Below are 25,920 nucleotides of genomic sequence, written 5' to 3'. Positions count from 1 at the left end.
CGATATGAGCGGTTCTAACACGTTCCAGGATGAAGCCCAACGCCACTTGGCTGCTGGGGATGTGCCCGCTTATATGCAGGCGCTCGGGCAGGGTGCCCGTGCAGCGGCCGTTGAACTGCGCCGCGCGGATACGGGACTAAAAAATCGTGCACTTGAGGCGATGGCGGCCCGCTTGGCCGCTTCTAGAGCGATGATTTTAGAAGCTAATGCACTCGATATGCAGCGCGGTCAACAAAATGGTTTAGACAGTGCGCTACTGGATCGCTTAGCGCTCTCCGATAGCCGAGTAGATGCCATGATTGAAGGGTTGCGCCAGGTGGCTGGACTACCCGATCCGGTGGGCGAAATCGACGAGATGAACTACCGCCCAAGTGGTATTCAAGTGGGCAAAATGCGCGTGCCGCTGGGGGTTATCGGCATCATTTATGAGTCGCGCCCCAATGTCACCCTTGAAGCTGCAAGCCTTTGTTTAAAATCCGGTAATGCCTGCTTATTGCGCGGGGGGTCAGAAGCCAGCGCCTCAAACGCTGCCATTAGCAGCTGCATTCAGCAAGGCTTGGCTGATGTCGGCTTGCCCTCGGGTGCTGTCCAGGTAGTGGCAACCACTGATCGCGCTGCGGTAGGCACGATGATCAGCATGCCTGAGTATGTTGATGTGATTATTCCGCGAGGCGGCAAGTCATTAATTGAGCGTATTTCCCGCGAAGCGAAGGTGCCCGTCATCAAGCACCTTGATGGCGTTTGTCATGTGTATATCGATACAACGGCAGATCCAGCCAAAGTATTAGCCATTGCGGTTAACGCTAAAACCCACCGCTATGGAACCTGCAACACTATGGAGACTCTGTTGGTGGATGCGCCGATCGCCGATCTTGTGCTGCCAGAGTTGGCCCGTGCCTATGCACAGCATGACGTGGAGCTACGAGGCTGTAAGCGCACCCAGGCATTGTTGCCGCAGGCCGTTGAAGCAACAGAAGAAGACTGGCATGCAGAGTACTTGGCCCCCGTGTTGGCCATTAAGGTCGTTGATGGTATGGATGAAGCGATTGAGCACATAGAGAAGTACGGGTCACACCATACCGATGCCATTGTTACCCAGGATTACTCCCTTGCCCGCCGCTTTATGGCAGAAGTGGATTCCAGCTCGGTGATTGTTAATGCCTCCACCCGCTTTGCAGACGGCTTTGAGTACGGGCTCGGGGCAGAAATTGGCATATCCACCGACAAACTGCATGCCAGAGGTCCCGTCGGGCTACAGGGGCTGACAACACAGAAGTACATCGTGTTTGGAGATGGTCAGGTTCGGCAATGAGTCATGCGCTGTTAAAGGTAGGCATGCTGGGCGGAACCTTTGACCCGGTACATTTGGGCCATTTGCGCAGCGCGGTTGAGGTTCGTGAAGCGCTGGGGCTAGATCGGCTACACATGATTCCAGCGCCCAAGCCGCCCTTGCGAGACGCCCCGCAGGTCTCGCCCGACCAACGTTTTGAACTGCTCAAAATGGGTATAGCCGATACGCCGGGCATTATTGCTGATGGGCGTGAGCTGCGCCGGGAAGGCCCTTCCTACAGCGTTGATACGTTGGCAGAGTTGCGCAGTGAGTACGGTAGTGAGGTGCCGCTAACCATGATTATTGGCTTTGATGCGTTTTTACGGCTGACAAAATGGCACAAGGTGGACGAAATATTCACTTTAGCGCACCTTGTGGTAATAGCTCGGCCTGGCTATCAAACACCCTGGCCTCCAGCGCTGAAGGAACTGGTTGGTAATCGAGAAGTCGATAGTATACCGGCGCTCATGCAGCGCCCTTGTGGTTCAATGCTATCGCTCACACTTCCCTCAATGATGGCGATCTCTGCTACTTATGTAAGAGAGCGCCTAAAGGCAGGTGAGAGTGTGCGTTATCTGCTTCCGGAAGCAGTGGAAAGAAGCATTTTACAGCAGGGGCTTTATCAAACGTACGAATAGCGCTGGCAGTCATGAAAGAAGCCGTTACAATGGCCCGCTAAAAGACGGCTGATTGATATTAGCTTCGAAGCAGTGTTGATTGCCGTTTTTTTACCCGTTCTACTAATTAGTCTTACCTTCACAAGGGGTTGCCTTCAGGAGCCATGCACATCGATACACTTAAAAGCCTAGCGATTGACGCGCTAGAAGAGCTAAAAGCACGCGATATTACCCAGCTAGATGTTTCCAAGCTAACCGAAGTCACCGATTTAATGGTGATTGCTAGCGGAACCTCTACACGTCATGTCTCCGCGCTGGCGCAGAACGTGGTAGAAAAAGCCAAAGCCGCCGGTCTTAAGCCCCGTGGTGTAGAAGGTGGCGATAATGCTGATTGGGTGCTTGTTGATTTGGGTGACATCGTTGTCCATATCATGCTTCCCGATGCACGCGCACTGTACGACCTTGAACGTCTATGGGCAGACTTGCCCAACGATGCTGGCGGGATTGGTGAGTCATTGAAACGCATAGAAGAGCGGGTCACTATGTCATGAGAATACGGCTGTTAGCGGTGGGGACGAAGATGCCCGGATGGGTGGAAGAGGGCGTTGAAACCTACCGCAAACGGTTGCCAAGAGATTTTAATTTAGAAATTGAAGAGATCCCTCTGGGCCAACGGGGCAAAAATGCTGATATTGCCAAAGCCCGTGCTCAAGAAGCCCAGCGTATTCGTGACAAGCTGCGTGGTGATGAATATATCGTGGCATTAGAGGTCAAAGGCAAGACATGGAGTACCGAGCAGCTTGCCCAAGAAGCCGATGCTTGGCGCATGATGGGGCGTGATATTGTGCTTCTCGTTGGTGGCCCTGATGGTTTAGAACCTTCCCTTTCGGCGTTGGCTGATAAGGCTTGGTCGCTCTCTTCTCTCACGCTGCCGCACCCGCTAGTACGTATTATGCTTGCAGAGCAGTTATACCGTGCGTGGACCCTGTTAGTCGGTCATCCTTATCATCGCTAGGCGTGCTAAAACAGAGTCATTTCCATGGCTATTGTTGCGTCATTTGTTAGATTTGAGAGTCATCTTTTGCCATGCCACAGCGCCTTGATACGCTAAAAAACTCCGAGCAAGAGCTGCGTATTTTCCGTGTCAGGGCGCTGCTTGCCGTTTTGGTAGTTATTGTATTGACCAGCTTACTGACTGGTCGCCTCGCTTATTTGCAGATTACCCAGCATGACCTTTATAGCACTCGCTCAGAAAAAAACCGTGTGCGTGTTGAGCCGTTACCGCCCAACCGAGGGCTTATCTATGACCGTAACGGAACCCTACTTGCTGAAAATCGCCCCACCTACAACCTTACCCTAGTTCGTGAGCGTGTCGATAATTTGGATGACACGCTGGCGCTGCTGGTGGATCTTCTAGAGTTACCCGAAGAGGATATCGACGCTTTTAATGTTCGCTCACGTCAGCGCCAGCGTCCGTTCCAGCCTGCGCTATTGATGAGCGACTTAAGCGAAAACCAAATTGCCCGCCTTGCGGTAAATCGTCATCGATTGCCCGGTGTGGAAGTGGAAGCTCAGTTACTGCGCTACTATCCCGATGCCGAGGTGATGGCGCATGCCCTGGGGTATGTGGGGCGCATTAACGCTGAAGAGATGCAAACCCTGGATACCGGCCGTTATGCGGGCACGCACTTTATTGGCAAAACCGGCGTAGAACGGTTTTATGAAGACCAGTTACACGGCCAGGCAGGACTACGTAAAGTAGAGACTAATGCACGTGGTCGTGTGTTAAGAGAGCTAGGGCGAACCGACCCCGTTCCCGGAGAAAACCTGACCCTTACACTGGATAAATCGTTACAGATGTTGGCCTATGAGCTGATGGATGGCCGTCGTGGGTCCATTGTGGCGGTTATGCCGGATACTGGGGAGATTTTGGCGATGGTTTCAACGCCTGGCTTTGACAGTAACCAGTTTGTGACCGGTATCGATGTTGCCTCGTATAGGGCGCTCCAGGAGAATATCGATTTACCGCTATTTAATCGTGCTATCCGCGGGCACTATCCGCCCGGCTCCACCATTAAGCCGTTCCTTGCATTAGCGGGCTTAGTCGAGGGGGCAATTACCCCTGATAGCACAATCAACGATCCAGGGTTTTACCAATTACCCAATGATACTCGGCGCTACCGCAACTGGCTGCGTTGGGGCCATGGCCGGGTTGATATGGAGCGCTCGATAGCTGTTTCCAACAACACTTACTACTATTCGCTGGCGCACGACCTGGGTATCGACAAGCTACATGAGCAGATGAGCAACTTTGGCTTTGGCCAGCGGGTAGCCCACGATGTGCAAGGTGAAAGCACTGGACTGATGCCCTCTCGGGATTGGAAGCGTGGTCGTTTTAATCAGCCTTGGTATCCGGGTGAAACGCTCTCGGTGGGTATTGGTCAAGGGTATTGGCAGGTGACTCCCCTACAGCTAGCCAGCGCAACGGCTGCCTTAGCGAATCGAGGCCATTGGGTGAAGCCGCGCCTTGCGCTAGAAGTGGGTAATCAACCGGTTCCTCGTGACCTCCCTGATACCTTGCCGGATATTGAGCTTGATAATGAAGGCTGGTGGGGTCGCATCTTTAGCGGTATGGAAAAAGTACTTACCGGTAGTGAGGGCACCGCCCGTCGCACTGGGGTGGGGCTTGAGTATCGTATGGGGGGTAAGTCGGGGACTGCTCAGGTCTTTTCGCTGGGGCAGGATCAACGCTATAACGCAGAAGAGTTAGAAGAGCGCCTGCGAGATCACGCGCTTTTTATGGCCTTTGCGCCCCTTGAAAATCCACAAATTGCGGTATCTGTCATTGTTGAAAACGCTGGAGGGGGAAGTACCCATGCAGCGCATTTGGCTCGCGCGATGACCGATGCTTGGCTTCTAAAAGAGCGTGCGCCAGAGGTAGATGAAGTGCGTGATGCGTTAGAAGAAGACACTGTTGGCGTGGAGGGTAATTAATGGCGGCTTGGCATACACTCTCCCGCTCTTTTCGTAGCTACCCCGTGCGGCCTCCAAGTAGTGGTATTGCGCGACGTAAAAGCATCTGGGAGCGTATTCATCTCGACCCTTGGTTAATAGGCATGCTGCTGGTGCTTATGGTGGCGGGTCTGTTTGTTCTCTACAGTGCTTCTGGTCAGCGTATCGAAGCAGTCGTCGCCCAAGCCATTCGTTTTGGCGTTGCGCTGGTCGGCATGGTCATTATTGCGCAATTCTCTCCCTCTACTTTCCTGCGCTGGGCTCCTTTTGCTTATGGTGTTGGGCTTGTCATGCTCATTGCGGTAGAGCTCGTTGGAGATGTGGGGATGGGGGCTAAACGGTGGCTGGTCATTCCTGGTGTTCTTCGCTTTCAACCCTCTGAGATGATGAAGCTAGCCGTACCGTTGATGGTGGCGGCTTACCTGAACCGCTGCCCGTTGCCGCCCCGTCTTCGTGATATTGCGGTGTGTGGCTTAATCATTGGTGTGCCTGTTGTGCTGACGGCTATTCAGCCAGATTTAGGCACCTCGTTACTCATGACGAGTGCGGCAGTCATTGTAGTGCTGTTGGCAGGCCTTTCCTGGCGGCTTATCGGCTTTGTTGGAGCACTAGTGGCCGCAGGGTTGCCGCTGCTGTGGATGAATATGCATAACTATCAGCGCCAGCGGGTGCTGACGTTTCTAGACCCGGAAAGCGACCCCTTGGGCGCGGGTTGGAATATTATCCAATCTACCACGGCAATTGGCAGTGGTGGTTTGTGGGGCAAAGGCTGGTTGGATGGTACTCAATCCCAGCTTGAGTTTCTCCCTGAACGCCATACGGATTTCATTATTGCTGTATTGGGCGAAGAGTTTGGTCTTGTCGGAATGTTATTGCTACTGGCGCTTTATGTCATGATTGTGGGGCGCGGGATGTGGTTAGCCACGTCTTCCCAGGATACTTTCGGGCGGCTGGTGGCGGGCAGTATTATTCTGACGTTTTTCATTTATGTTTTTGTTAATGTCGGTATGGTCAGCGGCATTCTGCCGGTGGTTGGTGTGCCGCTACCTTTAGTGAGTTACGGCGGCACCTCAAGCGTGACCTTATTGGCGGGGTTCGGTATTCTCATGTCGATTCATGCGCATCGTCGTTTGTTACCGCGCTGATGGTCTAAGCGATATGGTTTTCACAGGAGTGGTGAGTTAATGAACAGGGCCCGAAAAAACGCAGGTAGTTATTTGATGGCTGTCGTAATGGCATGCTCAATTCCTGCCGTATGGGCTGAGGAGCAGGCGCATTTTGACCCGCAGCACCATGAGCGTACCCAGCAATTGGTCGATGAACTGGTAGCCGAAGGGTTGCCAGAAGCTTGGCTGATCGAAACATTTAACCAAGCCAATTATAGCCAGGGCGTGCTGGATGCTATGGAGGGTGCGGCTGAGCGCCGCTTAAGCTGGCATGAGTATCGGGAAATATTCATGACCGATCAGCGAATCGAAGAAGGCGCTGCTTTTATCCAGGAACATGCGGATACGCTCGCCCGTGCTGAAGAGATATATGGGGTTCCCCGTGAGGTTGTTACCGCTATTATTGGCGTGGAAACCTACTATGGGCGCCATAAAGGTCGCCACCGGGTACTCGATTCGCTGGCAACGTTGGCATTTCATCACCCGGTGCGTGGCGATTTTTTCCGCGGTGAGCTGGCTGCATTCTTACAGATTGCTCATGAGCAGGGTGTTGAACCCACAGCGCTATATGGCTCCTATGCGGGAGCCATGGGCTATCCGCAATTTATCCCTACTAGTTACCAAGCCTATGCCGTTGATTTCGACGACGACGGTATTCGTGACCTATGGGAAAATCCTGTCGATGCGATTGGCAGCGTGGCCAATTATTTCGCGGTGCATGGTTGGCAACGTGACGGCACTATTTATCACGAAGCGAGTGGGCCCACGTCACCGCCAGAGACACTAAGCTTTAATCAAACGCGTTCGCCCGCAGTTACCGTGGCGGATGTAGTAGAAGCAGGGATTGAGCCTGAGGTGGCGCTCGAACCAACGCTTCCCGCCGTACCCTTGATGCTGGAGTTCGCCGACGGCAGTATCCGCTACCGGTTGGGTGAGTACAATTTCTATGTCATTACCCGATACAACCATAGCCATCTCTATGCAATGGCGGTGGCAGAGTTATCTGAAGCCATTGGGCGGCAGGTAGAGGACCAAGGATGAAAACAGTGTTGACAGATGTCCGGGGCGTGGCTGGTGCTGTCACTATCGTGGCCCTAATGAGTGGCTGCGCTAGTCAAGAAACCCAGCGAACCAGTGGTGATACGGATCGGCCTTCGAGTGCTTCCACATCGAGTAGCACTGTTGCAACGAGCGGTTCCAGCGGTGCTGGTACTAGCGGTGGTCGCTACGCGATGTCAGGTGATGCTTATCCGCTTGAGCCACCGGATGTAAGCAAAGTGCCGGATGCCGAGCCGCGCATTGAACCTTTATCGCGCGCGGGAAATCGCCCTACCTATGAGGTGTGGGGTGAAACCTACCGTGTATTGCCTGATTCTAAAGGGTATGCGCGGCAGGGCACGGCCTCCTGGTACGGCGAAAAATTTCATGGTTACGCCACGTCTAACGGTGAAATTTACGACATGTATAAAATGACGGCTGCCCACCGTTCTTTGCCGTTGCCAACCTTTGCCCGCGTTACCAGTTTAGATAATGGTGAGTCAGTGATTGTGCGGGTGAATGATCGTGGGCCTTTCCATAGTGACCGTGAAATTGATCTTTCTTACGCGGCGGCGGCACGTTTAGGGTTTTTAGAAAATGGAACAGGACCGGTTCGCGTCGAAGCGCTTGACCCAGCGCAATGGCTTGCGGAGCGGGGCAGAGGTGGCAGTGCATCAGAACCAAAACCGACAACCGCTCAATCTGCTACCGCTTCAGGTGCTTTAGCATCTACAGCAGCAGCGCCCCAGCAACAAGCTGCCTCTCAAGCACAAGCGGCTAGTGGTCAAGAAGCGGGTGCTGCGGTGTATCTGCAAATTGCCGCGCTGGGAACTGCCGAAGGTGCCGAGCAGCTGCAGCGGCGTCTGCAGGGTGAGCTTGCACATTCAGTACGCGTAATGAGTGATGCAGACGTTCACCGTGTGCAGGTCGGGCCAGTAATGCCTGCCCAAGAGACACAAGCCCGAGAGGCATTGCGCCACGCAGGTTTCCCGCAAGTGTTTGTCGTGAGATAAGTCGCCCTTTTATTTATCCTTAATGGCGTGTCTCATCACGTCCATTCTCTATGTAAGTGAGAAGTTAGTAATGAATATAGTAATGTCGTTTCGTCGTTCAGCCCAGCTCTGCTTGTTTGCAGCAATGACGGTGGTAGCGTTACCTGCCTCGGCCCAGCCCGTTCCTCAGCCGCAGACAATTATTCCAGCTGCGCCACAGCTTGCGGCAAGCTCGTGGATACTGATGGATGCTCATAGCGGGCGTGTGCTTGCTGAGCATAACTCTGATGAGCGTTTGCCCCCGGCGAGTCTCACTAAGCTGATGACGGCTTACCTAGTCGAGCGTGAGTTGGATCGCGGCACCATTAGCCTCACCGATATGGTTAACATCAGCGAAAGGGCATGGCGCACCGGCGGCTCCAAAATGTTTATTGAAGTGGGCGATCGTGTCTCAGTCGATGATCTGTTGCATGGCATAGTTATTGTTTCAGGCAACGATGCCAGTGTCGCTATTGCCGAGCACTTGGCTGGGGGGGAAGCACCCTTTGCGGATTTAATGAACCAGCATGCCACGCGTTTAGGCATGAATAATACAAACTTTCAAAATGCCACCGGGCTGCCGGGTGACAATCACTACTCAACCGCTCGTGATATGGCGCTGCTTTCTCAATACATCATCAATGATTACCCTGAGCACTATGCGATTTACTCCCAGCGCACTTTCTCCTTTAGCGGCATCGACCAACCTAATCGCAACCGGCTGCTTTGGCGCGACCCCACGGTTGATGGCTTGAAAACCGGCTGGACAACTGAGGCTGGTTACGGCTTGGTAGCCTCAGCCAAGCGTGATGATATGCGTCTAATATCTGTTGTGATGGGTACAAGTTCTGAGGAGGCGCGCGCTCAAGAGACGCAGAAACTGCTCAGCTACGGCTTTCGCTTCTATGAAACCATGAAGCTCTATGAACGAGGCGCTGTTCTTGCGACGCCGCGGGTGTGGGGTGGCGAAATGAACGAACTACGGGTTGGAGTTAACGAAGAAGTATTCATGACGCTACCGCGCAATCGCAATGAAGAGCTTCGCGCGCGCCTTAATCTTAAGCAAGACCTGCAAGCGCCCGTTGCTGTAGGCGATGAAGTAGGTACCTTAGAAGTGTATCTTGGCGAGGATATGGTTGGTGAGCGTCAACTGGTTGCCCTTGAAAATGTTGAAGAGGGTGGGTTGTTTAAGCGATTGTTTGATCAGGTAAGGCGCTTTTTCAGCGGCTTGGTCAGCAACTTCACCGGCTAATGCCGTACGCTTTTCACTCGTTAACGGTACTTTCACTAGAGGGCTAGGGGCGCGGCTTATGGGCTTGGCTCCTAGTGACTCGTTCTCTTATTTGGTAATTGAAGGCAGCTTATGAAAAAGGATGCAAAAAAAGGGCTTCGCGACTTGCGGCAGCCTGCCGCGCCCCCAACTCCTAAAATTACCTTTCCTTGTGATTACTCGCTGAAAGTGGTGGGCGACGCTGCTGAAGACTTTGCAGCCTGTGTGTGCCAAGTAATCCATAGGCACGCGCCTGGTTTTGATGAAAGTCTCATTCAGGTGGTGGATAGTCGCAACGGTCGTTTTCAGTCGGTGCGCATTGTGATTAAGGCAACGGGCGAACAACAGCTTAGTCAGTTGTTTGACGCTTTAAAAGCCACTGGCCGCGTGCACATGGTGGTATAGCAATGAACGCCCCCATTGAGCTTCACCTTCTTGGCCGCAGCGCGTACTTGCCCGTGTGGGAATCAATGCGTGCGCTGACTGATACGCGAGGCGAAGCAACTCCCGATCAGTTTTGGCTCGTCGAGCATGACCCTGTTTTTACCCAAGGGCAGGCAGGTAAACCTGAGCATTTATTAATGCCGGGTGATATTCCTGTGGTGCAAACTGACCGTGGCGGCCAGGTCACTTACCACGGCCCTGGTCAGGTAGTGCTCTATCCGCTGTTAGATATTCGACGAAACAAGATTGGTGTGCGTGATTTGGTTACCGCCCTTGAAAATGCAGTGATTCACGTACTCAGCACGTATGGGGTTAGTGCTCGCGCCAGGCCAGATGCACCGGGCGTATATGTGGATACTGCGCAAGGAGAGGCAAAAATCGCCTCGCTAGGGTTACGTATTAGGCGGGGGGCAAGCTATCACGGTGTGGCGCTCAATGTAGATGCGGATTTATCACCGTTTGCGCGTATCAATCCCTGCGGGTATGCCGGCATGCCGGTAACCCGTTTAGCCGATCTGGTCGCAATCAAGCCTGATCATCAAGTAGTGGGGGAGCAGCTAGCGTTTGCGTTAGCCGCAGAGCTAAAGCGTGAGCTAGTAACCTTCGCATAACTGTAGTGCCAAAAAATACCGACGGTATGTATTTAGGGGTTTGCCGCTGTAAATTTGCCGCTGTAAATAGGAGAGGGTACCTCTACGCATACCCTCAGCATATGCATTTACAGCGGCATAGGCGTGTTACCCTACGTTCAAAGCAGGAATACGGCTGGTATCCGTTTCTTGGCCTGGCACGGCTGCAGGTGACGCAAGACCAAGATTGTTTTTCTCAAACACGCGGTCAGCACGATAGCTAGAGCGCACCAAGGGCCCTGAGGGGACTTCCATAAAGCCTTTTTCTAGCCCCTGCACGCGGTAGCGGTCGAACTCTTCTGGGGTTACCCAGCGCTCTACAGCAAGGTGGTTTTTGGTTGGGCGCAGGTATTGGCCAAGAGTTACGATATCAACGCCAATCTCACGTAGGTCGTCGAAAGTCTGTAAGATCTCTTCGTCAGTTTCGCCGAGTCCTAACATTAAGCTGGTTTTAGTGATGACATCGGGACGATACTTCTTGGCATGCGCCAAAGCGTCGAGTGTTTTGCGATAGCCAGCGCGTGGGTCCCGTACCTTTTGGGTTAAGCGTTCTACCGTTTCAACATTCTGAGCAAACACCTCCAGCCCGGAATCCACTACCCGTTCAATAGCGTCTTTTTGACCATCAAAATCGGGGGTTAGCGCTTCAACAACAACCTCTGGCGTACGCGCCTTAATAGCGCGAATACAGTTGGCATAATGTGTCGCGCCACCGTCGTCTAAATCGTCGCGATCGACGGAGGTAAGCACGATATAGCGAAGCCCCATTAGTTCAACAGACTTGGCTGTGTTTTCAGGCTCTTCGGTGTCCAGCCAACCTTTAGGGTTGCCAGTATCTACTGCACAAAAACGGCATGCGCGGGTACATACGGAGCCCATCAGCATAATAGTCGCGGTACCGTTGCTCCAGCATTCACCCATATTGGGGCAATGCGATTCGGCGCACACGGTGCTAAGGCGGTGAGTAGCGACATTTTTCTTAACCGCTTCAAACCGTTCACCACCAGGAATCTGAGCGCGTAACCACTTAGGCTTTCGCTCAAGAGAAGGGGCATCCGCCTGCGCTTTGCGCTGCTTCATGCCGTCTTTGATCACCGTCATGCCGTGTTCATTGCGGAATTTTTCACCGCTGGGCACACGTTGTGAGGGGTTATTGCTCATAGAAAAGAGCCTCTCGACTGTGCGGCAGGCCAGCATCACTCCGCGTTAAAACTGACCAAGCCCTGAGTACGCTAAATCATACGTAGGTAGTAGGGTAATGTAACATATCTCATAGAGAACAAGACACTCTGAGTACGTTGCGTGGGCTGCCTAAACAGGCAGCATAGGCAGACAAGAAACACCGTGACTGGGTAATGGGCTGGAGGGCGTTTGAAAGTAGCGCCGATACTCGTCTAGATGCTCCCGGGTAAAGCGTAAAAAAAGCTCCGCAACCGGCGTGGGAAAATGGTCACGTCGGTGAACGGCGCACCAAGAGCGGCGGATAGGAAAGTTGGGTAATGTCAGCGATGCAAGTAGCCCCTGCTCAAGCTCTAGTTGTACTGCTAAGCGAGGGAGTACCGCAATGCCCAAGTGCGCCATGACGCCCTGCTTGATCGCCTCGTTGGTTCCTAATTCAATGCGATGAGGAAGGCCCACTTCTTGGTTGGCTGCCAGCTGTTCAAAGGCATTGCGCACTCCTGAGCCGGGTTCGCGCATTAAGAGGTAATGGCGGGCAAAATCAGCTAGAGAGGGCGCAGGGGCGTTTAGTAGCGGGTGTTGAGGCCATACGACGGCGATTAATTCGTTATCTAAAATAGGCATAACGACCAAGCCGTCGTCGTCCGGCACCATTGCCATAATCACTACGTCGTCTTTCTGCTGCGCTAGTCTTTCAAGCGCTTGGCTGCGATTGCACACTTTCAAGCGTATTCGAACGTCTGGATAGCGCGCACGAAAACGAGCAAGCAGGTAAGGCACTACATATTGGGCGGATGAAACGGCCGCGATATTAAGTTCGCCGCTAATTTTGCCGTTAATGTCCGAGAGGTTCATCTGAAGCCGAGAAAGTTGACCAATGATCTCTCGGGTAGAGAGCGCCAACGTGTCTGCTGCGGGCAGTACATGGAGAGTTTTGCCCGCATATTTAAATAGCGGTTGGCCTACGGCTTGCTCAAGCTGGCGGATTTGGGCGCTGACAGCGGGTTGGGTAAGCCCGAGCTGTTCTGCCGCGCGGGAATAAGAGCGCTGGCGATGCACTTCCTGAAATACTTGAAGTTGACGAAAGGTCAGGCGGTTTAGCAGCGTAGGGGACGACATAAAACAACCTCTCGGTAATACCCTCCAGCGATAGTGAACGCTGTAACTATAAGTTGCTCTGTAGCTCTATTATTGTGCACTGGTAGTAATGTGCTGTAGCCGTAAATGGCGCAGTAGGAAGTGCTTATAAAGGCATTTCTTCATGAAAGACAGCGTTTTAAAGCTTGCGCTAATTAGACGATGCTACCACTGAAGTAGTCAGCCGTCTTCAGCGCTATGTCGTAAGAATTGATCAAGGGAAGCATCGACGTCACGCGAAGAGTAGCCTAAACTATATTGCATTGCAGCATCATTGCTTCGGGATTGATGCCCCGCATCACTCCAACGGGAGGATCTATGAACTTTCTCGCTAACCCTTTACTACCTGACCAAGGGCTCAGTAGTGCTTGGTCAGGCATTGCCAATGATTTAACAGCGCTACCCGGCGGGGAAGCCCTTGCCAGCGTTATCGACCCTTTTGGGTTCGGGCGTTCTGCCATGTCGTACTGGCGTGATAGCTTAGAACGTAACATTCTCTATTGGGATGCGATGCGCGAACGCGGCAACCAATACCTTGAACATATGGAGCAGACCAAGCCCAATGTGCTGGGTTTTGAAACCGAAGTATTGCTCGATGGGCGCACGCTGCCCCATCCGACGAACTACGAACTGCTGAGAGTTCTTCCCCCCGCCAATACAGACATTGATCCCAAGAAGCGGCCCTTTGTGGTGGTTGACCCCCGTGCAGGGCACGGCCCTGGCATTGGCGGCTTTAAACCCGATAGCGAGCTGGGGGTAGCCTTAAAGGCTGGCCATCCTTGTTATTTCATTGGTTTTTTACCGTTCCCTGAGCCGGGTCAAACCGTCGAAGACGTGGTTGAAGCAGAAGTGGCCTTTTTGCGCCATGTTATCGCGTTACATCCTGATACGTTTGAAAAGCCGATGGTGGTCGGCAACTGCCAGGCAGGGTGGCAAATTATGATGGCTGCCGCGTTAGAACCCGACGTCTTTGGCCCCATCTTAATAGCGGGTGCTCCGCTCTCTTATTGGGCGGGCGAGCATGGCAAAGCACCCATGCGCTATACCGGCGGCATGACAGGGGGGAGCTGGATTACCGAGTTAACCAGCGATTTAGGTAACGGTCTGTTTGATGGCGCTTGGTTGGTGCAAAACTTTGAGCGTCTCAATCCGGCTAATACATACTGGAAAAAACAGTTTCATCTCTACTCAAACATCGATACTGAAAAAGAGCGGTATCTAGAATTTGAACGCTGGTGGGGCGGCCACGTGGTTTTGGGTGGTGAAGAAATCCAGTACATCGTTGATAACCTCTTTGTCGGAAACCGCCTTTCCACCGCGCAGTTAGTCACCCGGGATGGGCGCCGTATTGACTTGCGCAATGTCCGCTCACCGGTTGTGGTGTTTTGCTCACGGGGCGATGATATTACGCCGCCGCCTCAAGCGCTTGGCTGGATTCGGGATCTATACGAAGGCGAAGAAGACATCATTGCCAACGAGCAGACCATTGTGTACTGCCTGCACGATACGACGGGGCACCTTGGGATCTTTGTTTCCGGCAGTGTGTCACGTAAGGAGCATTCAGAGTTTACGGCGAACATGGACTATATCGATGTAATGCCCCCGGGGCTTTACGAAACGACGGTATCCCATGCTAGTGAGCGCGATGATGCCGAGCTGATCGAGCGAGATTATCTGCTAGAGTTTACCGCGCGTAACTTTGAAGAGTTAGACCGCGATGTGATGCATAAGCCCGAAGATGATCGGCGTTTCGCGACCGTTGCGCGTATTTCTGAGATAAATCTCGGTTTTTATCGTCTCTTTATGCAGCCTTGGTTGCGTGCGGTGATGACGCCGGAAGCGGCGCGCTGGACGCGCCGTATGCACCCCATTCGCCTAGGTTATAAGTTGCTTTCTGACCGCAACCCATTAACGGTGCCGCTACCGGTGATGGCAGAAACCGTACGCCGCAATCGTCAGGAGATAGGCCAGGATAATTTCTTCAAAGCACTGGAATCGATGGCGTCTGACCAAATTACTGCGGGGCTTAATGCTTGGCGCGACCTGCGCGACAGCTCTACTGAGCGCATGTTTATGGACATCTATGGACAGCCTCTCTTGCAGGCGGCGGTTGGTTTGCATGGGGATGCTCATGTGCATCGCCGTCGTCCTGGTGCTGAGCCAGAGCACCGTCGCTTTATTGAGAACCGCAAAAATGAGCTGCGCGAAAAGTTCTCCCATGGCGGTACTCATGAGGCTGCTATGCGCTCGATCATTTACGTGCTGGGAGGTGCAACGGCGACTGATGAACGTAACTTTAAACGACTACGCGCTTCTCGCGCCGAGCTTGAGCCGACAGCCTCGCTAAGCGATTTCAAGCACTTGGTGCGTGAACAGTTCTTTTTGCTGAAAATGGATCGGGAACAGGCACTCAATACGCTACCTGACCTACTAAAAGGGCAGAGTAATGAGGAAATTGATAGCCAAGTAGAGCACCTAGAGCATGTTTTAGCAGCCAGTGGGGAGCTGTCTGAGCACGCCACTGAGCGCTTTAGTCAGGTAAAGGCTCTGTTTGATAAGGCGCGTCCGGCTAAGCCTAAATCTGCCGTGGCTAAACAGGCGGCTACGCCTGCGGCGATTGAGAAAGCACCTCAGAAAGCTGCCCCTGAGAACGCAGCCTCTGAAAACGCAGCTAAAGCAGAGGTAAAACCAGCTAGCCATAGCGCTAAAGAAACCTCTGAAACGGCTGGTAAAGCCGCGAGTGAAAGTCCCGCTGCCACTCCTGCAAAGGCTGCAGCGACTACGACGGCTGATAAAAAGCAGGCGGCGACGCCTAGTGATAATGCCGAGGGAGAAAAGCCAAAACCTGCCGCAGTGGCGCGACGCAAAACACCGCGTAAGCGTTAAACAAAGGCTTGGTAACGTATACGCCCCTGCTAAAAAGCAGGGGCGTTTTATTTGTTTGCGCTTATTTTGGGTTGCCGTCCTTGTGACGGCAGTCTAGTGTCTAGCTACTTTGTGATAAAAACTTATGGGGCCTCAGCATGGTTCTGGTCACATTCAGTGTGGCGCCCTTCGTCGTGGTTGCCACTGGCGCTTAAGTAAGTGCTGGGGTAGGGTAGGCGCATTTTTCACGCAGTCGCTAATGTTAATTGATGCGGCGCCGTATTCAGAGCATGGGCTAGGTAGCCTAAGCAATAGGAAAGTGGAGCACTATGGGTAAGTCACTGGTCATCGTCGAATCGCCAGCGAAAGCGAAGACGATAAATAAGTACCTCGGCAACGATTTCATCGTCAAGTCGAGCGTGGGTCATATACGTGACCTACCGACCAGCGGCTCAGGTAAGGCAGCCTCCGATCCCAAGGAGCGCGCTCGCCAGGCCGCGGCAACGCGTAAGATGTCCGTGGAAGAGAAGGCAGAGTATAAGAAGCGCAAGGCCCAGGACCAACTTATACGGCGTATGGGTATCGATCCTGGTAATGGATGGGAAGCCCACTACGAAGTGTTACCCGGTAAAGAGAAAGTGGTTGCCGAGCTAAAAAAATTAGCCGAAAAGGCTGATGCTGTTTATCTCGCAACGGATTTGGACCGCGAAGGTGAAGCCATTGCCTGGCACCTGCGCGAGACCATCGGTGGTGATGAAAGCCGTTACAAGCGCGTTGTATTTAACGAGATTACCAAGAACGCTATCCAGGATGCGTTTAAGGCACCTGGGGTGCTCAATATTCCACGGGTTGAGGCTCAGCAGGCGCGCCGCTTCCTAGATCGCGTCGTAGGTTTCATGCTCTCTCCGTTGCTGTGGGCCAAAATTGCCCGTGGCCTTTCGGCCGGTCGCGTACAATCAGTCGCCGTTCGCCTGATCGTGGAGCGTGAGCGTGAAATTCGTGCCTTCATTCCTGAAGAGTTTTGGGATGTGCATGCCGATCTGGTTTCGCCGGACGGTGAGCTGGTGCGGTTTGTGTTGGCGCGTCAGGATGGCAAGGCATTTCGACCAACCTCGCAGAAAGACACCCTTGATCGCATTGAGAAACTGCGCAAGGCGAAGCTTGCCATCACCTCCCGTGAAGATAAGCCCACGAGCTCCAAGCCCACGGCGCCGTTCATCACTTCGACGCTTCAGCAAGCCGCTAGTGGTCGGTTAGGGTTTTCAGTTAAAAAGACCATGACCATGGCTCAGCGCCTTTACGAGGCGGGCTACATCACCTATATGCGTACGGACTCCACAAATCTCTCCAAAGATGCGGTGGAGGGGGTGCGGGCTTTTATTGGCGATGAGTACGGTGAGCGCTACTTGCCGGAAGCACCTAACCGTTACAGTAGTAAAGAGAGCGCCCAAGAGGCCCACGAGGCGATCCGGCCTTCTAGCGTTGAGCGTAAAGCGTCTGACTTAGCGGGAATGGAACGCGACGCTGAACGTCTTTACGAACTTATTTGGCGCCAGTTTGTGGCGTGTCAAATGACCCCGGCTGAATACCTATCTAGCACGCTAAGTGTTGAAGTAGAAGGTTACGATCTGCGTGCCAAAGGGCGTGTGCTTAAGTTTGATGGCTATACCCGAGTTATGAAGCCCAGTGGTAAAAACGAAGATCAAAGCCTGCCAGATTTGCCCAAAGGCACGCCCATGGGCCTTGAAAAGCTTGACCCTCAGCAGCATTTTACTAAGCCTGCCCCGCGTTATACGGAAGCAAGTTTGGTAAAAGAGTTGGAGAAACAGGGGATTGGCCGGCCTTCTACCTATGCATCTATTATTTCCACGATTCAGGATCGTGGTTATGTGAAGCTAGAAAATCGTCGTTTTTATGCTGAAAAACTGGGCGATATCGTTACCGAGCGTTTGAAAGAGTCCTTCCCTGACTTGATGGATTACTCTTTTACGGCGCGTATGGAAGATAGCCTAGATGAGGTGGCTGAAGGTGAGCGTAACTGGCAAGCGTTGCTAGATGCTTTTTACGAAGAGTTTCGTGGAGAGTTAAGCAAAGCTGAAAGCGAAGATGGTATGCGCCCCAACCAGCCGGTGCCTACAGATATCGACTGCCCGAGCTGTGGTCGTAAAATGCAGATCCGCACGGCATCAACCGGGGTGTTCCTTGGCTGTAGTGGCTACAACTTGCCTCCTAAAGAGCGCTGTAAAACGACTATTGATCTGATTCCGGGCGAAGAGGCAGTTGCCGAAGATGCCGGTGAAGAAGCAGAAACCAATGCCCTGCGTGCCAAACATCGTTGCGAGAAGTGTGGCACGGCAATGGATAACTACCTAATTGATGAAACCCGTAAACTGCATATTTGTGGTAACAGTCCCGATTGCGATGGGTACGATATTGAGACAGGTAAGTTCAAGATAAAAGGGTATGACGGGCCCATCATTGAGTGCGATAAATGCGGCTCGGAAATGCAGCTGAAGTCTGGGCGTTTTGGTAAGTACTTCGGCTGTACAAATAGCGAGTGTAAAAATACACGTAAGTTATTGAAAAGTGGTGAAGTGGCGCCGCCTAAGATGGATCCAATTCCAATGCCAGAGCTGGCCTGTCAAAAAGTGGATGACCACTACGTACTGCGTGACGGCGCCAGTGGCTTATTCCTTGCGGCTAGCAAGTTTCCTAAAAACCGGGAAACGCGCCCGCCCTTGGTGGAGGAGTTAAAGTCCCACGCCGAGGAACTGCCGGAGAAGTACCACTTTATTCTCAAGGCGCCTAGTAAAGATCCAGACGGACGCCCAGCGCAAATTCGTTTCTCGCGTAAAAATAAAGAGCAGTTTGTGATGACTGACGAGGAAGGAAAGGCGACTGGCTGGAAAGCGACCTATGAAGCCGGTAAATGGCATGTGGAGGACAAGCGTAAGTGAGCCCTCGGTCTCGTACGAATCAACTGCTTTATCAAGCAGAGCTGCTAGTGGGTTTGCCCGCCGGGGATGATGAGCATGCCCCCGTTCGGCAAATGGCGATTGAAGAGAGCGCCTTGGCGCTCTTTGAGCTGGCGCTTAATGCCATGCTCAGAGAGGTTTGCGAGCATGCGCGGCTGGAGACCCATGCTTGGCAGCAGCTGCTCGCCAGTGACGGCCCAGCCATTGCTGAGCTTCAGCGCCTGCGTGACCTTATCAGCCAGCCGGATAGCTGGCTATGTTGGTTAACGGTTCAACTTGAACGGCTGCATAGCAGTGAAGGGGCTGCCAAGCGGCGTGTAGATAACCCTTCAATGATTGCCGTCGCCAGTCAGGCCTCTTTCTCAGAGCAGTTACTCACCCATATAGCCGCAGCGAAACAGGAAATAGCGGCGCTACGTGAAACCAGCCAAGAGTGGTAGAGAGTAGTCGAGGGAATAAGAGAGTAGTAGAGAGTAGTGCAGAGAATGAGAGAGTGGCGAAACTATTACAAACCACTAAACTCTAAGCAGTACGTTAAAAATCAATAAGTTCAATTCACCGATGATGAGATGACGCGGGAGGATGACACGGATGCGCTACAACCAGGTCAAGGATTTAATCGAGTGGGCGGCAGGCTACCATGCGCGCATGGCGCGCCAGTACACAGAGGCTGCTGAGCAGGCTGATAATCAGCGTCTGGCGATGGCGTTAACCTATCTCGCCTCTAGTGAGTTAAAAATGAAGACCGGGCTGGAAGCACTTTTTAATGACGGCAGCGACCAGCGTGAAGTGCTAGAACTCTGGTTTGACGAGTCCGGTGACTTCCCTCAGCCCCCCTTGTTAGAGGCACTTGCTGAACGCTCGGTAGCAGGCTCAATTGATGAAATAATGGCAACGGCAGAAGAGTCTCATCGCAGTTTGCAGGCTCTTTACGAGCATCGTGCGTCACGGTCAAAAATTGAGCCTGAAGAAGAGTTTTTTACAGCGTTAGCCGAAGGGCACAATGCTGAAGCTCGCAAGCTAGTAACTAGCATGCATGAGTTTGAAGATATCTAACAAGCGTTAAAAATGAGTTAAATTGGCTTGTTACCACAGAAAAAAATGGTTTTTGTGCGGCGAAATCGCTGACAGTGGTAGCGTTAATAAGGTATAAAAGCCCTCATAAATGCCTTATTTGGCCTGCCAAGCTGGCCCAAAGTGAGAGCCACAACGATGCCTTTAAACCGCCGCCGATTTTTGGCGCTAGCACTAAGCTGGCCAGTAGTCGCCAACGCAACCACTGTTAGCCCTGTGAGTGATTATCAGCCGACTGATCTGGTTGAGACGCTGCTTTCACGAGCCCATATTCCTCGCCACAGCAATGAGCTGTGGCTGCTGATTGACGATAAAGAGGCCTCGTTGAGCGTGTTTCGTGGCAATACGTTAATCGATCGTATTGCGCCAATTTCATTGGGTCGAGCAGGCGCAAAAACTCAGCGTGTGCGCGGCGATAACGTCACGCCGCTGGGTGAGTTCCGTATCAACCGTTTTAATTATCAAAGCCAGTGGCATATTTTCATAGGTATCGATTATCCTACGCCACCGCATGCTCGGATGGCACTTGAGAAAGGCATTTATTCTCAAGCTGATTATGAAGCTTATTTCGATTACTATCGGCGCCACGGATATCCGCCGCAAACCACCGCATTAGGTGGTGCTATTGGTATTCATGGTATTGGCGGAGGGGATCCGGATATTCATGGTCGCTACCACTGGACCCAAGGGTGCGTGGCAGTTACTAATGAAGAGATCGAGCGAGTGGCAGGGTTGGTAAGTGTTGGCACTCGCGTGGTGATCCGCTAGGCTTATGTCGTTGAAGGAAGTTCGAGGTTTTAAGCAAGTGGCTATAGACATCCGTTGTTGTCTATTATAAAACAGCGTTTGACTTGTGTGCCGAGTAGATTATTCTCGGTGCTAGTCGCTGTAAAGAACCTGCACCGCAGGTAGACAAATTTAAGCTAACACTTTAGTCTTATTTTTTGTCATACCTTTAATGTTGTACCCAAGGAAGACTCAAGGAGAACACTATGACTCTGAAAACTGCTCTTAAGATGACTGCCGCTGCCGCTTCTCTGGCAATCCTGGCTGGTTGTGCTTCTACCAGCGCACTGGAAGAAGTTCGCATGACTGCTGAATCTGCACAAGCTGATGCTGCAGAAGCACGCAGCATGGCTTCACAAGCTCTGAACACTGCTAACCAAGCTCAGCGCGACGCGCAAGCTGCTCTGCAGATGACTGAGCAAAACCGTGAAGAAATGAACCGCATGTTCCAGCGCTCCATGCAGAAGTAATTCTGCTTGGACTACTGAGCATCACTTTTGCTCAGTAGTTGCTGTAGATGTGAAAAAACCCCGCTTCGGCGGGGTTTTTTTATGTTCGTAATGCTATAGCCCTAGGCTTCGTCGCTAATGCGAACAGTCGTGCTCACTTCAACTTCCACTTCTTCAAGCAAGCCTTCTAGCTTAAGTGGTGTTTGCTCGGGTTCCTCTTCTGGCGCTTGCGGGCCGTAAAGCGCTATAAAGCGGCCATCCGGGTTTTCGATCGCATGTTTCACTTGCTCTTCGCTAACATCAACTTGATCTTGAACCAAGTCGTTGAGTCGCGCTAAAGCGTCCTGCAGCGGCTCAGAGTCATCAATATTCTCTTCAAGCTGCGGGAAGGTTTGCACGAATAACGTGCCGTCGTCCGCCCAGCCGGCCTTAAAAGGGGCGTCCATCAAGTTTACTTTAGTTCCGCTGGGGAGGCGCTCATAGAGTGATTCAATGTCTTCCGGATACATGCGAATGCAGCCGCGGCTAGCGCGCATACCCACGCCATCTGGGCGGTTAGTGCCATGAATGAGATAGCTAGGCATATCTAATAAAATGGCGTGACGGCCAAGGGGATTGTCTGGGCCAGGGGGGACGATGGTGGGGGCTGGTTCGCCGCGCTCAGCCGCTTCACGGCGCATTGATGCAGGGGGTGCCCAGGCGGGGTCTTTAACCTTTATCGTTGTGCGTGTAATGCCCACCGGGGTAGCAAAGCCGTCTCTGCCAACGCTAACAGGATAGGTTTCCACAATACCGGGGTTGTTGGCTGGGTAATAATAAAGACGCAGTTCCGAAAGGTTGATGACGACGCCTTCACGGGGCGCGGGTGGCAAGATGTATTGAGCAGGAATGACGATTTCTGTGCCTTTGCCTGGAACCCATAAGCTTACATCAGGGTTGGCCATGCGAATCTCTTCGAAGCCGATATTATGCCGACGAGCGATATCGATTAGGGTTTCTTCCTGATCCTCCACCGTGACAGTGTAATACTCACCAACGATGTCGCCTTTTTCGGGCAAGCGGAAGTGGCCGCGTGGAAGCTCACGGTGATCGGCTGCCTGCTCTGCACCAGCTACAGCTGCATCACTAACCACAGCTTGCCCCCTGGCCTGCTGCTCGCTTACAGGCTGGGCATAGGCCGGCCCAGTAAGGCTAGCCGCCAGCAGGACCGCTAAGCTGGTGGGGCCCCATAGGTTGAAAAGATGGCGAGTGTTCATGGTCGTTCCTAATAGTGAATGCAGTTGAGTAAAGGCACGTCAGGTGAAGCAAAGGTGTTATTGCCAGGGTGGAGCATCCTTATTTGCCAGAAGCGCGTTGGCTTATTGAAGCTTCCAATGTGCTTCTTAGGTATAAGTTTGCCCCAAGGATTACGTCGCCGCTACTTTTTGATTCAGCGTGGTCAACAGAGTTTCAACCTTTTCAAAACGCTGTTCGACTGATTCCATTGGGAATTCAAACCTTAAAGTGTCTGAGCCGTCTAAACGGTAGTGCTGTGGTGATTTTTGAATCAGCATCACTAATGTCAATGGGTCTACTTGTGTGGCGCTGTTAAATAGCACTCGGCCTTTACTCTCGCCCGCTTCGATGCGGGCCACGCCTAGCTGTTCGGCGCGTTGGCGAAGCTTGGTCTGCCGAATTAAGTTTTTCAGCGGGGCAGGGAGCAGGCCAAAGCGATCAATAAGCTCTACCTGAAGTTCTTTAAGTTCCGCGTCACTTTGAGTATTGGCAATACGCTTATACATGACTAGCCGCTGCTGTACGTCATGAATATAGTCATCGGGTATCAAGGCGGGTAAGTTGAGGCTGATTTCCACGCCGTTATTAAAGGGGGCGTCTATGTTAGGCGTTTTGCCCGCACGAATTGCTTTTACTGCACGGTCAAGCATTTCCATATACAGCGTGTAGCCTATGGTTTCCATCTGGCCGCTCTGCTCATCACCCAGTAGCTCGCCTGCGCCGCGGATCTCCATATCGTGGCTGGCTAGAGTAAAGCCAGCGCCTAGATCATCAGAGGCGCTGATAGCTTCAAGACGCTTAACAGCGTCCCGCGTCATAGCCTTAGGTGGCGGCGTTAGCAGATAGGCATAGGCCTGGTGGTGGCTGCGCCCTACGCGGCCGCGAAGCTGATGTAGCTGTGCAAGGCCGAACTTATCAGCACGCTCAATCAAAATAGTGTTGGCGCTGGGCACGTCAATGCCTGTTTCTATAATCGTTGAGCACACCAGCACGTTAAAGCGCCGATGGTAGAAATCTGACATAACCCGCTCAAGACTGCGTTCAGGCAGCTGGCCGTGTGCGACGGCTACGCGGGCTTCTGGTACCAGTTCTCGGATCTGCTCAGCGGCATTCTCGATAGTTTTAACTTCGTTGTGCAAAAAATAGACTTGGCCGCCGCGCAAGATTTCGCGCAAGAGCGCCTCTTTAATAATGCTGTTATCGCGTTGTTGCACAAAGGTTTTGACTGACAGGCGCCGGGCGGGTGGTGTGGCAATAATGGAGAGATCTCGAATGCCGCTCATTGCCATATTTAACGTGCGTGGAATGGGCGTGGCAGTAAGCGTCAAAATATCAATTTCCGCACGCAGCGTTTTGAGTTTTTCTTTTTGAGCAACCCCGAAGCGGTGCTCTTCATCAATAATTAATAGCCCTATTTTTGGCAGCTCAACGCTTTTTGAAAGCAGCTTATGAGTGCCAATCACAATATCAGTTTGACCCTCTTTGATGCTTTGCAGTGTTTGAGTCATCTCTTTACCCGCGGTAAAACGGGAGATCAGGCTTATATTGACCGCGGTATCGGCAAAGCGGTCGCGGAAGTTCTCAAAATGTTGGCGGGCAAGCAGCGTGGTGGGCACTAATACCACAACTTGTCTGCCAGACTGCACGGCCAGAAACGCTGCGCGCATGGCGACTTCGGTTTTGCCGAACCCCACATCACCACACACCACGCGGTCCATGGGCTGAGGGGAGGTCATGTCGCTGATCACCGCCTCAATTGCGGCTTGCTGGTCTGGGGTTTCTTCAAAGGGGAAGCTAGCCGAAAAGCGGGTGTACTCTTCAGCGGGAGCATCGTAAACCACGCCTTGCTGGGCTTCTCGCCGGGCATAAACATCAAGGAGCTCTGCGGCGGTGTCGCGAATTTTCTCGGCGGCTTTGCGGCGTGCTTTTTCCCACTGATCTGAGCCCAGCTTATGCAAGGGCGCCAGCTCGTCGTCTGCGCCGCTGTAGCGTGAAATTAGATGCAGGCTATCCACGGGCACGTAGAGTTTTGCCCCATCAGCATAATAGAGAGCGAGAAACTCATTAGCCTGACCGCCCGCCTCTAAGGTCTCAAGCCCCATATAGCGGCCGACGCCGTGGGCTTGGTGTACCACCGGCGCACCTTCCTTAAGCTCAGACAAGTGCCGAACCGCAAGCTCGTTATCATCGGTCGCTTTTTCCCGACGGCGGCTCTGGCGAACCACATCACCAAATAGCTCGGTTTCACTAATTACCGCTACATTGGGTTCAGTAAGCCACAGGCCGCTACCAACTTGGCTTTCGGTGATGCCCATCCCGTGTTGGCTGCCTAGGAAGGCGTGGAAGCTTTCCACGTGAGGCAGTTGTAAATGCAGCGGCGCTAGAATTTCTTCCAGTGCTTCTCTGCGCCCTCTGGATTCTGCAGCAAAAAGGATTCGCGTTTGGGGCTGGGCTTCCAGAAAATTGGCCAATGCGCTGAGCGGCTGTTTTGCCCGCGCATTAATCGCCAGGGTGGGCAGTGCTTGGGCGTCAGGGGTTAGCGCATGGCGATGCGTTTCATCTTCGGTTAACTCTATGCGTGGCCGCGCCTTGATCGCCGAGAAGACCTCACTAACGGGAAAGAATGCGCGATGTGGGGGTATTAACGGCCGGGTGGGGTCTACTCCAAGGTTGTCGTAGCGTGACTCAATCGCTTGCCAATGCTGCTCGGCGGCTTGAAATATGCCAGGTAGTAATGCGACGCGAGTGTCGTCAGTGACGTGTTCAAAAAGTGATGCGGTCTGTTCGAAAAATAGCGGCAGGTAGTGCTCTAGCCCGGGCGAGGGTATGGCTTTGAGAGCGTCGTTATAGAGCGGGCTTTGGCGCGGATCAACGTCGAATAGGGTTTCAAACTGCTCCCGAAAGCAGGCAATGGCGCTACGGCTTAACGAGTATTCGTGGGCAGGAAGAAGTTCAAGATGATCTAGTTTATCGGTAGAGCGCTGGTTGCCTGGGTCGAAATGACGCAGCGTATCAATTTCATCATCAAACAGGTCAATCCGGATAGGTTCATCCATGCCCATGGCAAAAAGGTCGATAATAGCGCCGCGCATAGCGTACTCACCCGGCTCATACACGGTCTCAACAGCGCGATAGCCTGCTCGGGAGAGTGACTCCCTGAACGTTTCACGATTGAGCTTGGCGCCTGTTTGCAAGGTCATCACCCGGCCAGCGATATATTCCACCGGCGGCAGGCGCTGCATTAACGTGTTGATAGGAACCAATACAATCCCGCGAACCCCGTCCTGGAGCTGTCGTAAGGTGCGTAGGCGGGCGGATATAATATCCTGATGGGGAGAAAAGCTGTCGTAAGGCAGCGTTTCCCAATCAGGGAAGGGGAGGACAGGCACGGTGCTGTAGAATGCTAGGTCTTGCTCCAGACGTTGGGCGCTAGCGGTGCTGGGTGTGATCACCAGTAGTGGGGCCTTAGACGCTACCTGGGCGAGTGCCAGGGCAGTCGCACTGCCCGGCGGCGCTGTGAGGTAAAGCGTGTCGCGAGTCCCGTGTGGCTGGGGTGGTTCGAGCAGAGAGAAAGAAGGCATAAGTAAGGTATCGTTTTGCGCTGAAACGGAATTTGGATCATACACGATCAATACTTCCAGTT

21 protein-coding genes are annotated in these 25,920 nt (G+C 52.8%); 17 read left to right on the top strand and 4 right to left on the bottom strand.

The features are described 5' to 3' along the window. Positions 1-4 precede the first annotated feature (4 nt). From MOY_RS03015 to lipB, 11 genes are all read left to right on the top strand, one after another. Complete coding sequence (locus MOY_RS03015) at positions 5-1,312, top strand: glutamate-5-semialdehyde dehydrogenase (protein WP_009096350.1); 1,308 nt, start codon at positions 5-7, stop codon at positions 1,310-1,312. Beyond that, the gene (gene nadD, locus MOY_RS03010; protein ID WP_009096348.1) at positions 1,309-1,968 is read left to right on the top strand and encodes a nicotinate-nucleotide adenylyltransferase; all 660 of its coding nucleotides are present in this window, start codon (positions 1,309-1,311) and stop codon (positions 1,966-1,968) included. The genes MOY_RS03015 and nadD overlap by 4 nt, the downstream gene beginning before the upstream one ends. Before the next feature lie 143 nt (positions 1,969-2,111). After that, the gene (gene rsfS / locus MOY_RS03005) at positions 2,112-2,498 is read left to right on the top strand and encodes a ribosome silencing factor (RefSeq protein ID WP_009096346.1); all 387 of its coding nucleotides are present in this window, start codon (positions 2,112-2,114) and stop codon (positions 2,496-2,498) included. Beyond that, the gene (gene rlmH, locus MOY_RS03000; RefSeq protein WP_035539869.1) at positions 2,495-2,962 is read left to right on the top strand and encodes a 23S rRNA (pseudouridine(1915)-N(3))-methyltransferase RlmH; all 468 of its coding nucleotides are present in this window, start codon (positions 2,495-2,497) and stop codon (positions 2,960-2,962) included. The genes rsfS and rlmH overlap by 4 nt, the downstream gene beginning before the upstream one ends. Positions 2,963-3,033: 71 nt before the next feature. Beyond that, the gene (gene mrdA / locus MOY_RS02995; RefSeq protein WP_009096343.1) at positions 3,034-4,941 is read left to right on the top strand and encodes a penicillin-binding protein 2; all 1,908 of its coding nucleotides are present in this window, start codon (positions 3,034-3,036) and stop codon (positions 4,939-4,941) included. Beyond that, positions 4,941-6,104, top strand: a complete 1,164-nt coding sequence (rodA, locus tag MOY_RS02990; RefSeq protein WP_009096341.1) for a rod shape-determining protein RodA — start codon at positions 4,941-4,943, stop codon at positions 6,102-6,104. Before mrdA ends, rodA begins: the two co-directional genes overlap by 1 nt. Positions 6,105-6,143: 39 nt before the next feature. After that, positions 6,144-7,166 carry a lytic murein transglycosylase B gene (gene mltB, locus MOY_RS02985; RefSeq protein WP_009096339.1) on the top strand — a complete coding sequence of 341 codons (1,023 nt, stop codon included), beginning with the start codon at positions 6,144-6,146 and terminating at the stop codon, positions 7,164-7,166. Next, complete coding sequence (locus MOY_RS02980) at positions 7,163-8,176, top strand: septal ring lytic transglycosylase RlpA family protein (protein WP_009096337.1); 1,014 nt, start codon at positions 7,163-7,165, stop codon at positions 8,174-8,176. Before mltB ends, MOY_RS02980 begins: the two co-directional genes overlap by 4 nt. 70 nt (positions 8,177-8,246) lie before the next feature. Then, positions 8,247-9,446 (top strand): D-alanyl-D-alanine carboxypeptidase family protein, encoded by a 1,200-nt coding sequence (locus MOY_RS02975; protein WP_035539866.1) that lies wholly within the window; start codon positions 8,247-8,249, stop codon positions 9,444-9,446. Positions 9,447-9,557: 111 nt separating this feature from the next. After that, positions 9,558-9,869: an HP0495 family protein gene (locus MOY_RS02970; protein ID WP_009096333.1), complete on the top strand. Its 312-nt coding sequence runs from the start codon at positions 9,558-9,560 to the stop codon at positions 9,867-9,869. A 2-nt stretch (positions 9,870-9,871) separates the two neighbouring features. After that, positions 9,872-10,519, top strand: a complete 648-nt coding sequence (lipB, locus tag MOY_RS02965; RefSeq protein ID WP_009096332.1) for a lipoyl(octanoyl) transferase LipB — start codon at positions 9,872-9,874, stop codon at positions 10,517-10,519. A gap of 126 nt (positions 10,520-10,645) precedes the next feature. Here the strand turns inward: lipB and lipA are convergent, their stop codons facing one another. Together lipA and MOY_RS02955 are read right to left on the bottom strand one after the other, a co-directional pair. Further along, positions 10,646-11,698 (bottom strand): lipoyl synthase, encoded by a 1,053-nt coding sequence (gene lipA / locus MOY_RS02960; RefSeq protein WP_009096330.1) that lies wholly within the window; start codon positions 11,696-11,698, stop codon positions 10,646-10,648. Positions 11,699-11,848: 150 nt separating this feature from the next. Continuing rightward, on the bottom strand, positions 11,849-12,835 hold the full coding sequence (locus MOY_RS02955) for a LysR family transcriptional regulator (protein WP_009096328.1): 987 nt from the start codon (positions 12,833-12,835) through the stop codon (positions 11,849-11,851). Positions 12,836-13,171: 336 nt separating this feature from the next. On the opposite strand from MOY_RS02955, the gene MOY_RS02950 reads away from it, so the two are divergent. The 6 genes from MOY_RS02950 (at position 13,172) to MOY_RS02925 (ending at position 21,023) form a co-directional block, all read left to right on the top strand. After that, positions 13,172-15,739: a DUF3141 domain-containing protein gene (locus MOY_RS02950; protein WP_009096326.1), complete on the top strand. Its 2,568-nt coding sequence runs from the start codon at positions 13,172-13,174 to the stop codon at positions 15,737-15,739. 308 nt (positions 15,740-16,047) lie between these two features. After that, complete coding sequence (gene topA, locus MOY_RS02945) at positions 16,048-18,675, top strand: type I DNA topoisomerase (protein ID WP_009096324.1); 2,628 nt, start codon at positions 16,048-16,050, stop codon at positions 18,673-18,675. Further along, the gene (locus MOY_RS02940) at positions 18,672-19,133 is read left to right on the top strand and encodes a DUF6586 family protein (protein ID WP_009096322.1); all 462 of its coding nucleotides are present in this window, start codon (positions 18,672-18,674) and stop codon (positions 19,131-19,133) included. Before topA ends, MOY_RS02940 begins: the two co-directional genes overlap by 4 nt. Before the next feature lie 151 nt (positions 19,134-19,284). Further along, positions 19,285-19,749: a hypothetical protein gene (locus tag MOY_RS02935; RefSeq protein ID WP_009096320.1), complete on the top strand. Its 465-nt coding sequence runs from the start codon at positions 19,285-19,287 to the stop codon at positions 19,747-19,749. A gap of 156 nt (positions 19,750-19,905) precedes the next feature. Then, on the top strand, positions 19,906-20,535 hold the full coding sequence (locus tag MOY_RS02930; RefSeq protein ID WP_009096318.1) for a L,D-transpeptidase family protein: 630 nt from the start codon (positions 19,906-19,908) through the stop codon (positions 20,533-20,535). Positions 20,536-20,759: 224 nt separating this feature from the next. After that, the gene (locus tag MOY_RS02925) at positions 20,760-21,023 is read left to right on the top strand and encodes an Lpp/OprI family alanine-zipper lipoprotein (protein ID WP_009096317.1); all 264 of its coding nucleotides are present in this window, start codon (positions 20,760-20,762) and stop codon (positions 21,021-21,023) included. Positions 21,024-21,124: 101 nt separating this feature from the next. Here the strand turns inward: MOY_RS02925 and MOY_RS02920 are convergent, their stop codons facing one another. Then, positions 21,125-22,258, bottom strand: a complete 1,134-nt coding sequence (locus MOY_RS02920) for a L,D-transpeptidase family protein (RefSeq protein ID WP_009096315.1) — start codon at positions 22,256-22,258, stop codon at positions 21,125-21,127. A gap of 150 nt (positions 22,259-22,408) precedes the next feature. After that, positions 22,409-25,858 carry a transcription-repair coupling factor gene (mfd, locus tag MOY_RS02915; RefSeq protein ID WP_193391953.1) on the bottom strand — a complete coding sequence of 1,150 codons (3,450 nt, stop codon included), beginning with the start codon at positions 25,856-25,858 and terminating at the stop codon, positions 22,409-22,411. Positions 25,859-25,920: the final 62 nt, after the last annotated feature.

The organism is Halomonas sp. GFAJ-1, assembly GCF_000236625.2.
Taxonomy (GTDB): domain Bacteria; phylum Pseudomonadota; class Gammaproteobacteria; order Pseudomonadales; family Halomonadaceae; genus Vreelandella.
This window is presented reverse-complemented; position numbering and strand designations above follow the sequence as displayed.

Excerpts from the sequence above, each read along its gene's own strand:
- MOY_RS03015 (WP_009096350.1), top strand. The coding sequence starts at position 5 with ATGAGCGGTTCTAACACGTTCCAGGATGAAGCCCAACGCCACTTGGCT.
- nadD (WP_009096348.1), top strand. The coding sequence starts at position 1,309 with ATGAGTCATGCGCTGTTAAAGGTAGGCATGCTGGGCGGAACCTTTGAC.
- rsfS (WP_009096346.1), top strand. The coding sequence starts at position 2,112 with ATGCACATCGATACACTTAAAAGCCTAGCGATTGACGCGCTAGAAGAG.
- rlmH (WP_035539869.1), top strand. The coding sequence starts at position 2,495 with ATGAGAATACGGCTGTTAGCGGTGGGGACGAAGATGCCCGGATGGGTG.
- mrdA (WP_009096343.1), top strand. The coding sequence starts at position 3,034 with ATGCCACAGCGCCTTGATACGCTAAAAAACTCCGAGCAAGAGCTGCGT.
- rodA (WP_009096341.1), top strand. The coding sequence starts at position 4,941 with ATGGCGGCTTGGCATACACTCTCCCGCTCTTTTCGTAGCTACCCCGTG.
- mltB (WP_009096339.1), top strand. The coding sequence starts at position 6,144 with ATGAACAGGGCCCGAAAAAACGCAGGTAGTTATTTGATGGCTGTCGTA.
- MOY_RS02980 (WP_009096337.1), top strand. The coding sequence starts at position 7,163 with ATGAAAACAGTGTTGACAGATGTCCGGGGCGTGGCTGGTGCTGTCACT.
- MOY_RS02975 (WP_035539866.1), top strand. The coding sequence starts at position 8,247 with ATGAATATAGTAATGTCGTTTCGTCGTTCAGCCCAGCTCTGCTTGTTT.
- MOY_RS02970 (WP_009096333.1), top strand. The coding sequence starts at position 9,558 with ATGAAAAAGGATGCAAAAAAAGGGCTTCGCGACTTGCGGCAGCCTGCC.
- lipB (WP_009096332.1), top strand. The coding sequence starts at position 9,872 with ATGAACGCCCCCATTGAGCTTCACCTTCTTGGCCGCAGCGCGTACTTG.
- lipA (WP_009096330.1), bottom strand. The coding sequence starts at position 11,698 with ATGAGCAATAACCCCTCACAACGTGTGCCCAGCGGTGAAAAATTCCGC.
- MOY_RS02955 (WP_009096328.1), bottom strand. The coding sequence starts at position 12,835 with ATGTCGTCCCCTACGCTGCTAAACCGCCTGACCTTTCGTCAACTTCAA.
- MOY_RS02950 (WP_009096326.1), top strand. The coding sequence starts at position 13,172 with ATGAACTTTCTCGCTAACCCTTTACTACCTGACCAAGGGCTCAGTAGT.
- topA (WP_009096324.1), top strand. The coding sequence starts at position 16,048 with ATGGGTAAGTCACTGGTCATCGTCGAATCGCCAGCGAAAGCGAAGACG.
- MOY_RS02935 (WP_009096320.1), top strand. The coding sequence starts at position 19,285 with ATGCGCTACAACCAGGTCAAGGATTTAATCGAGTGGGCGGCAGGCTAC.
- MOY_RS02930 (WP_009096318.1), top strand. The coding sequence starts at position 19,906 with ATGCCTTTAAACCGCCGCCGATTTTTGGCGCTAGCACTAAGCTGGCCA.
- MOY_RS02925 (WP_009096317.1), top strand. The coding sequence starts at position 20,760 with ATGACTCTGAAAACTGCTCTTAAGATGACTGCCGCTGCCGCTTCTCTG.
- MOY_RS02920 (WP_009096315.1), bottom strand. The coding sequence starts at position 22,258 with ATGAACACTCGCCATCTTTTCAACCTATGGGGCCCCACCAGCTTAGCG.
- mfd (WP_193391953.1), bottom strand. The coding sequence starts at position 25,858 with ATGCCTTCTTTCTCTCTGCTCGAACCACCCCAGCCACACGGGACTCGC.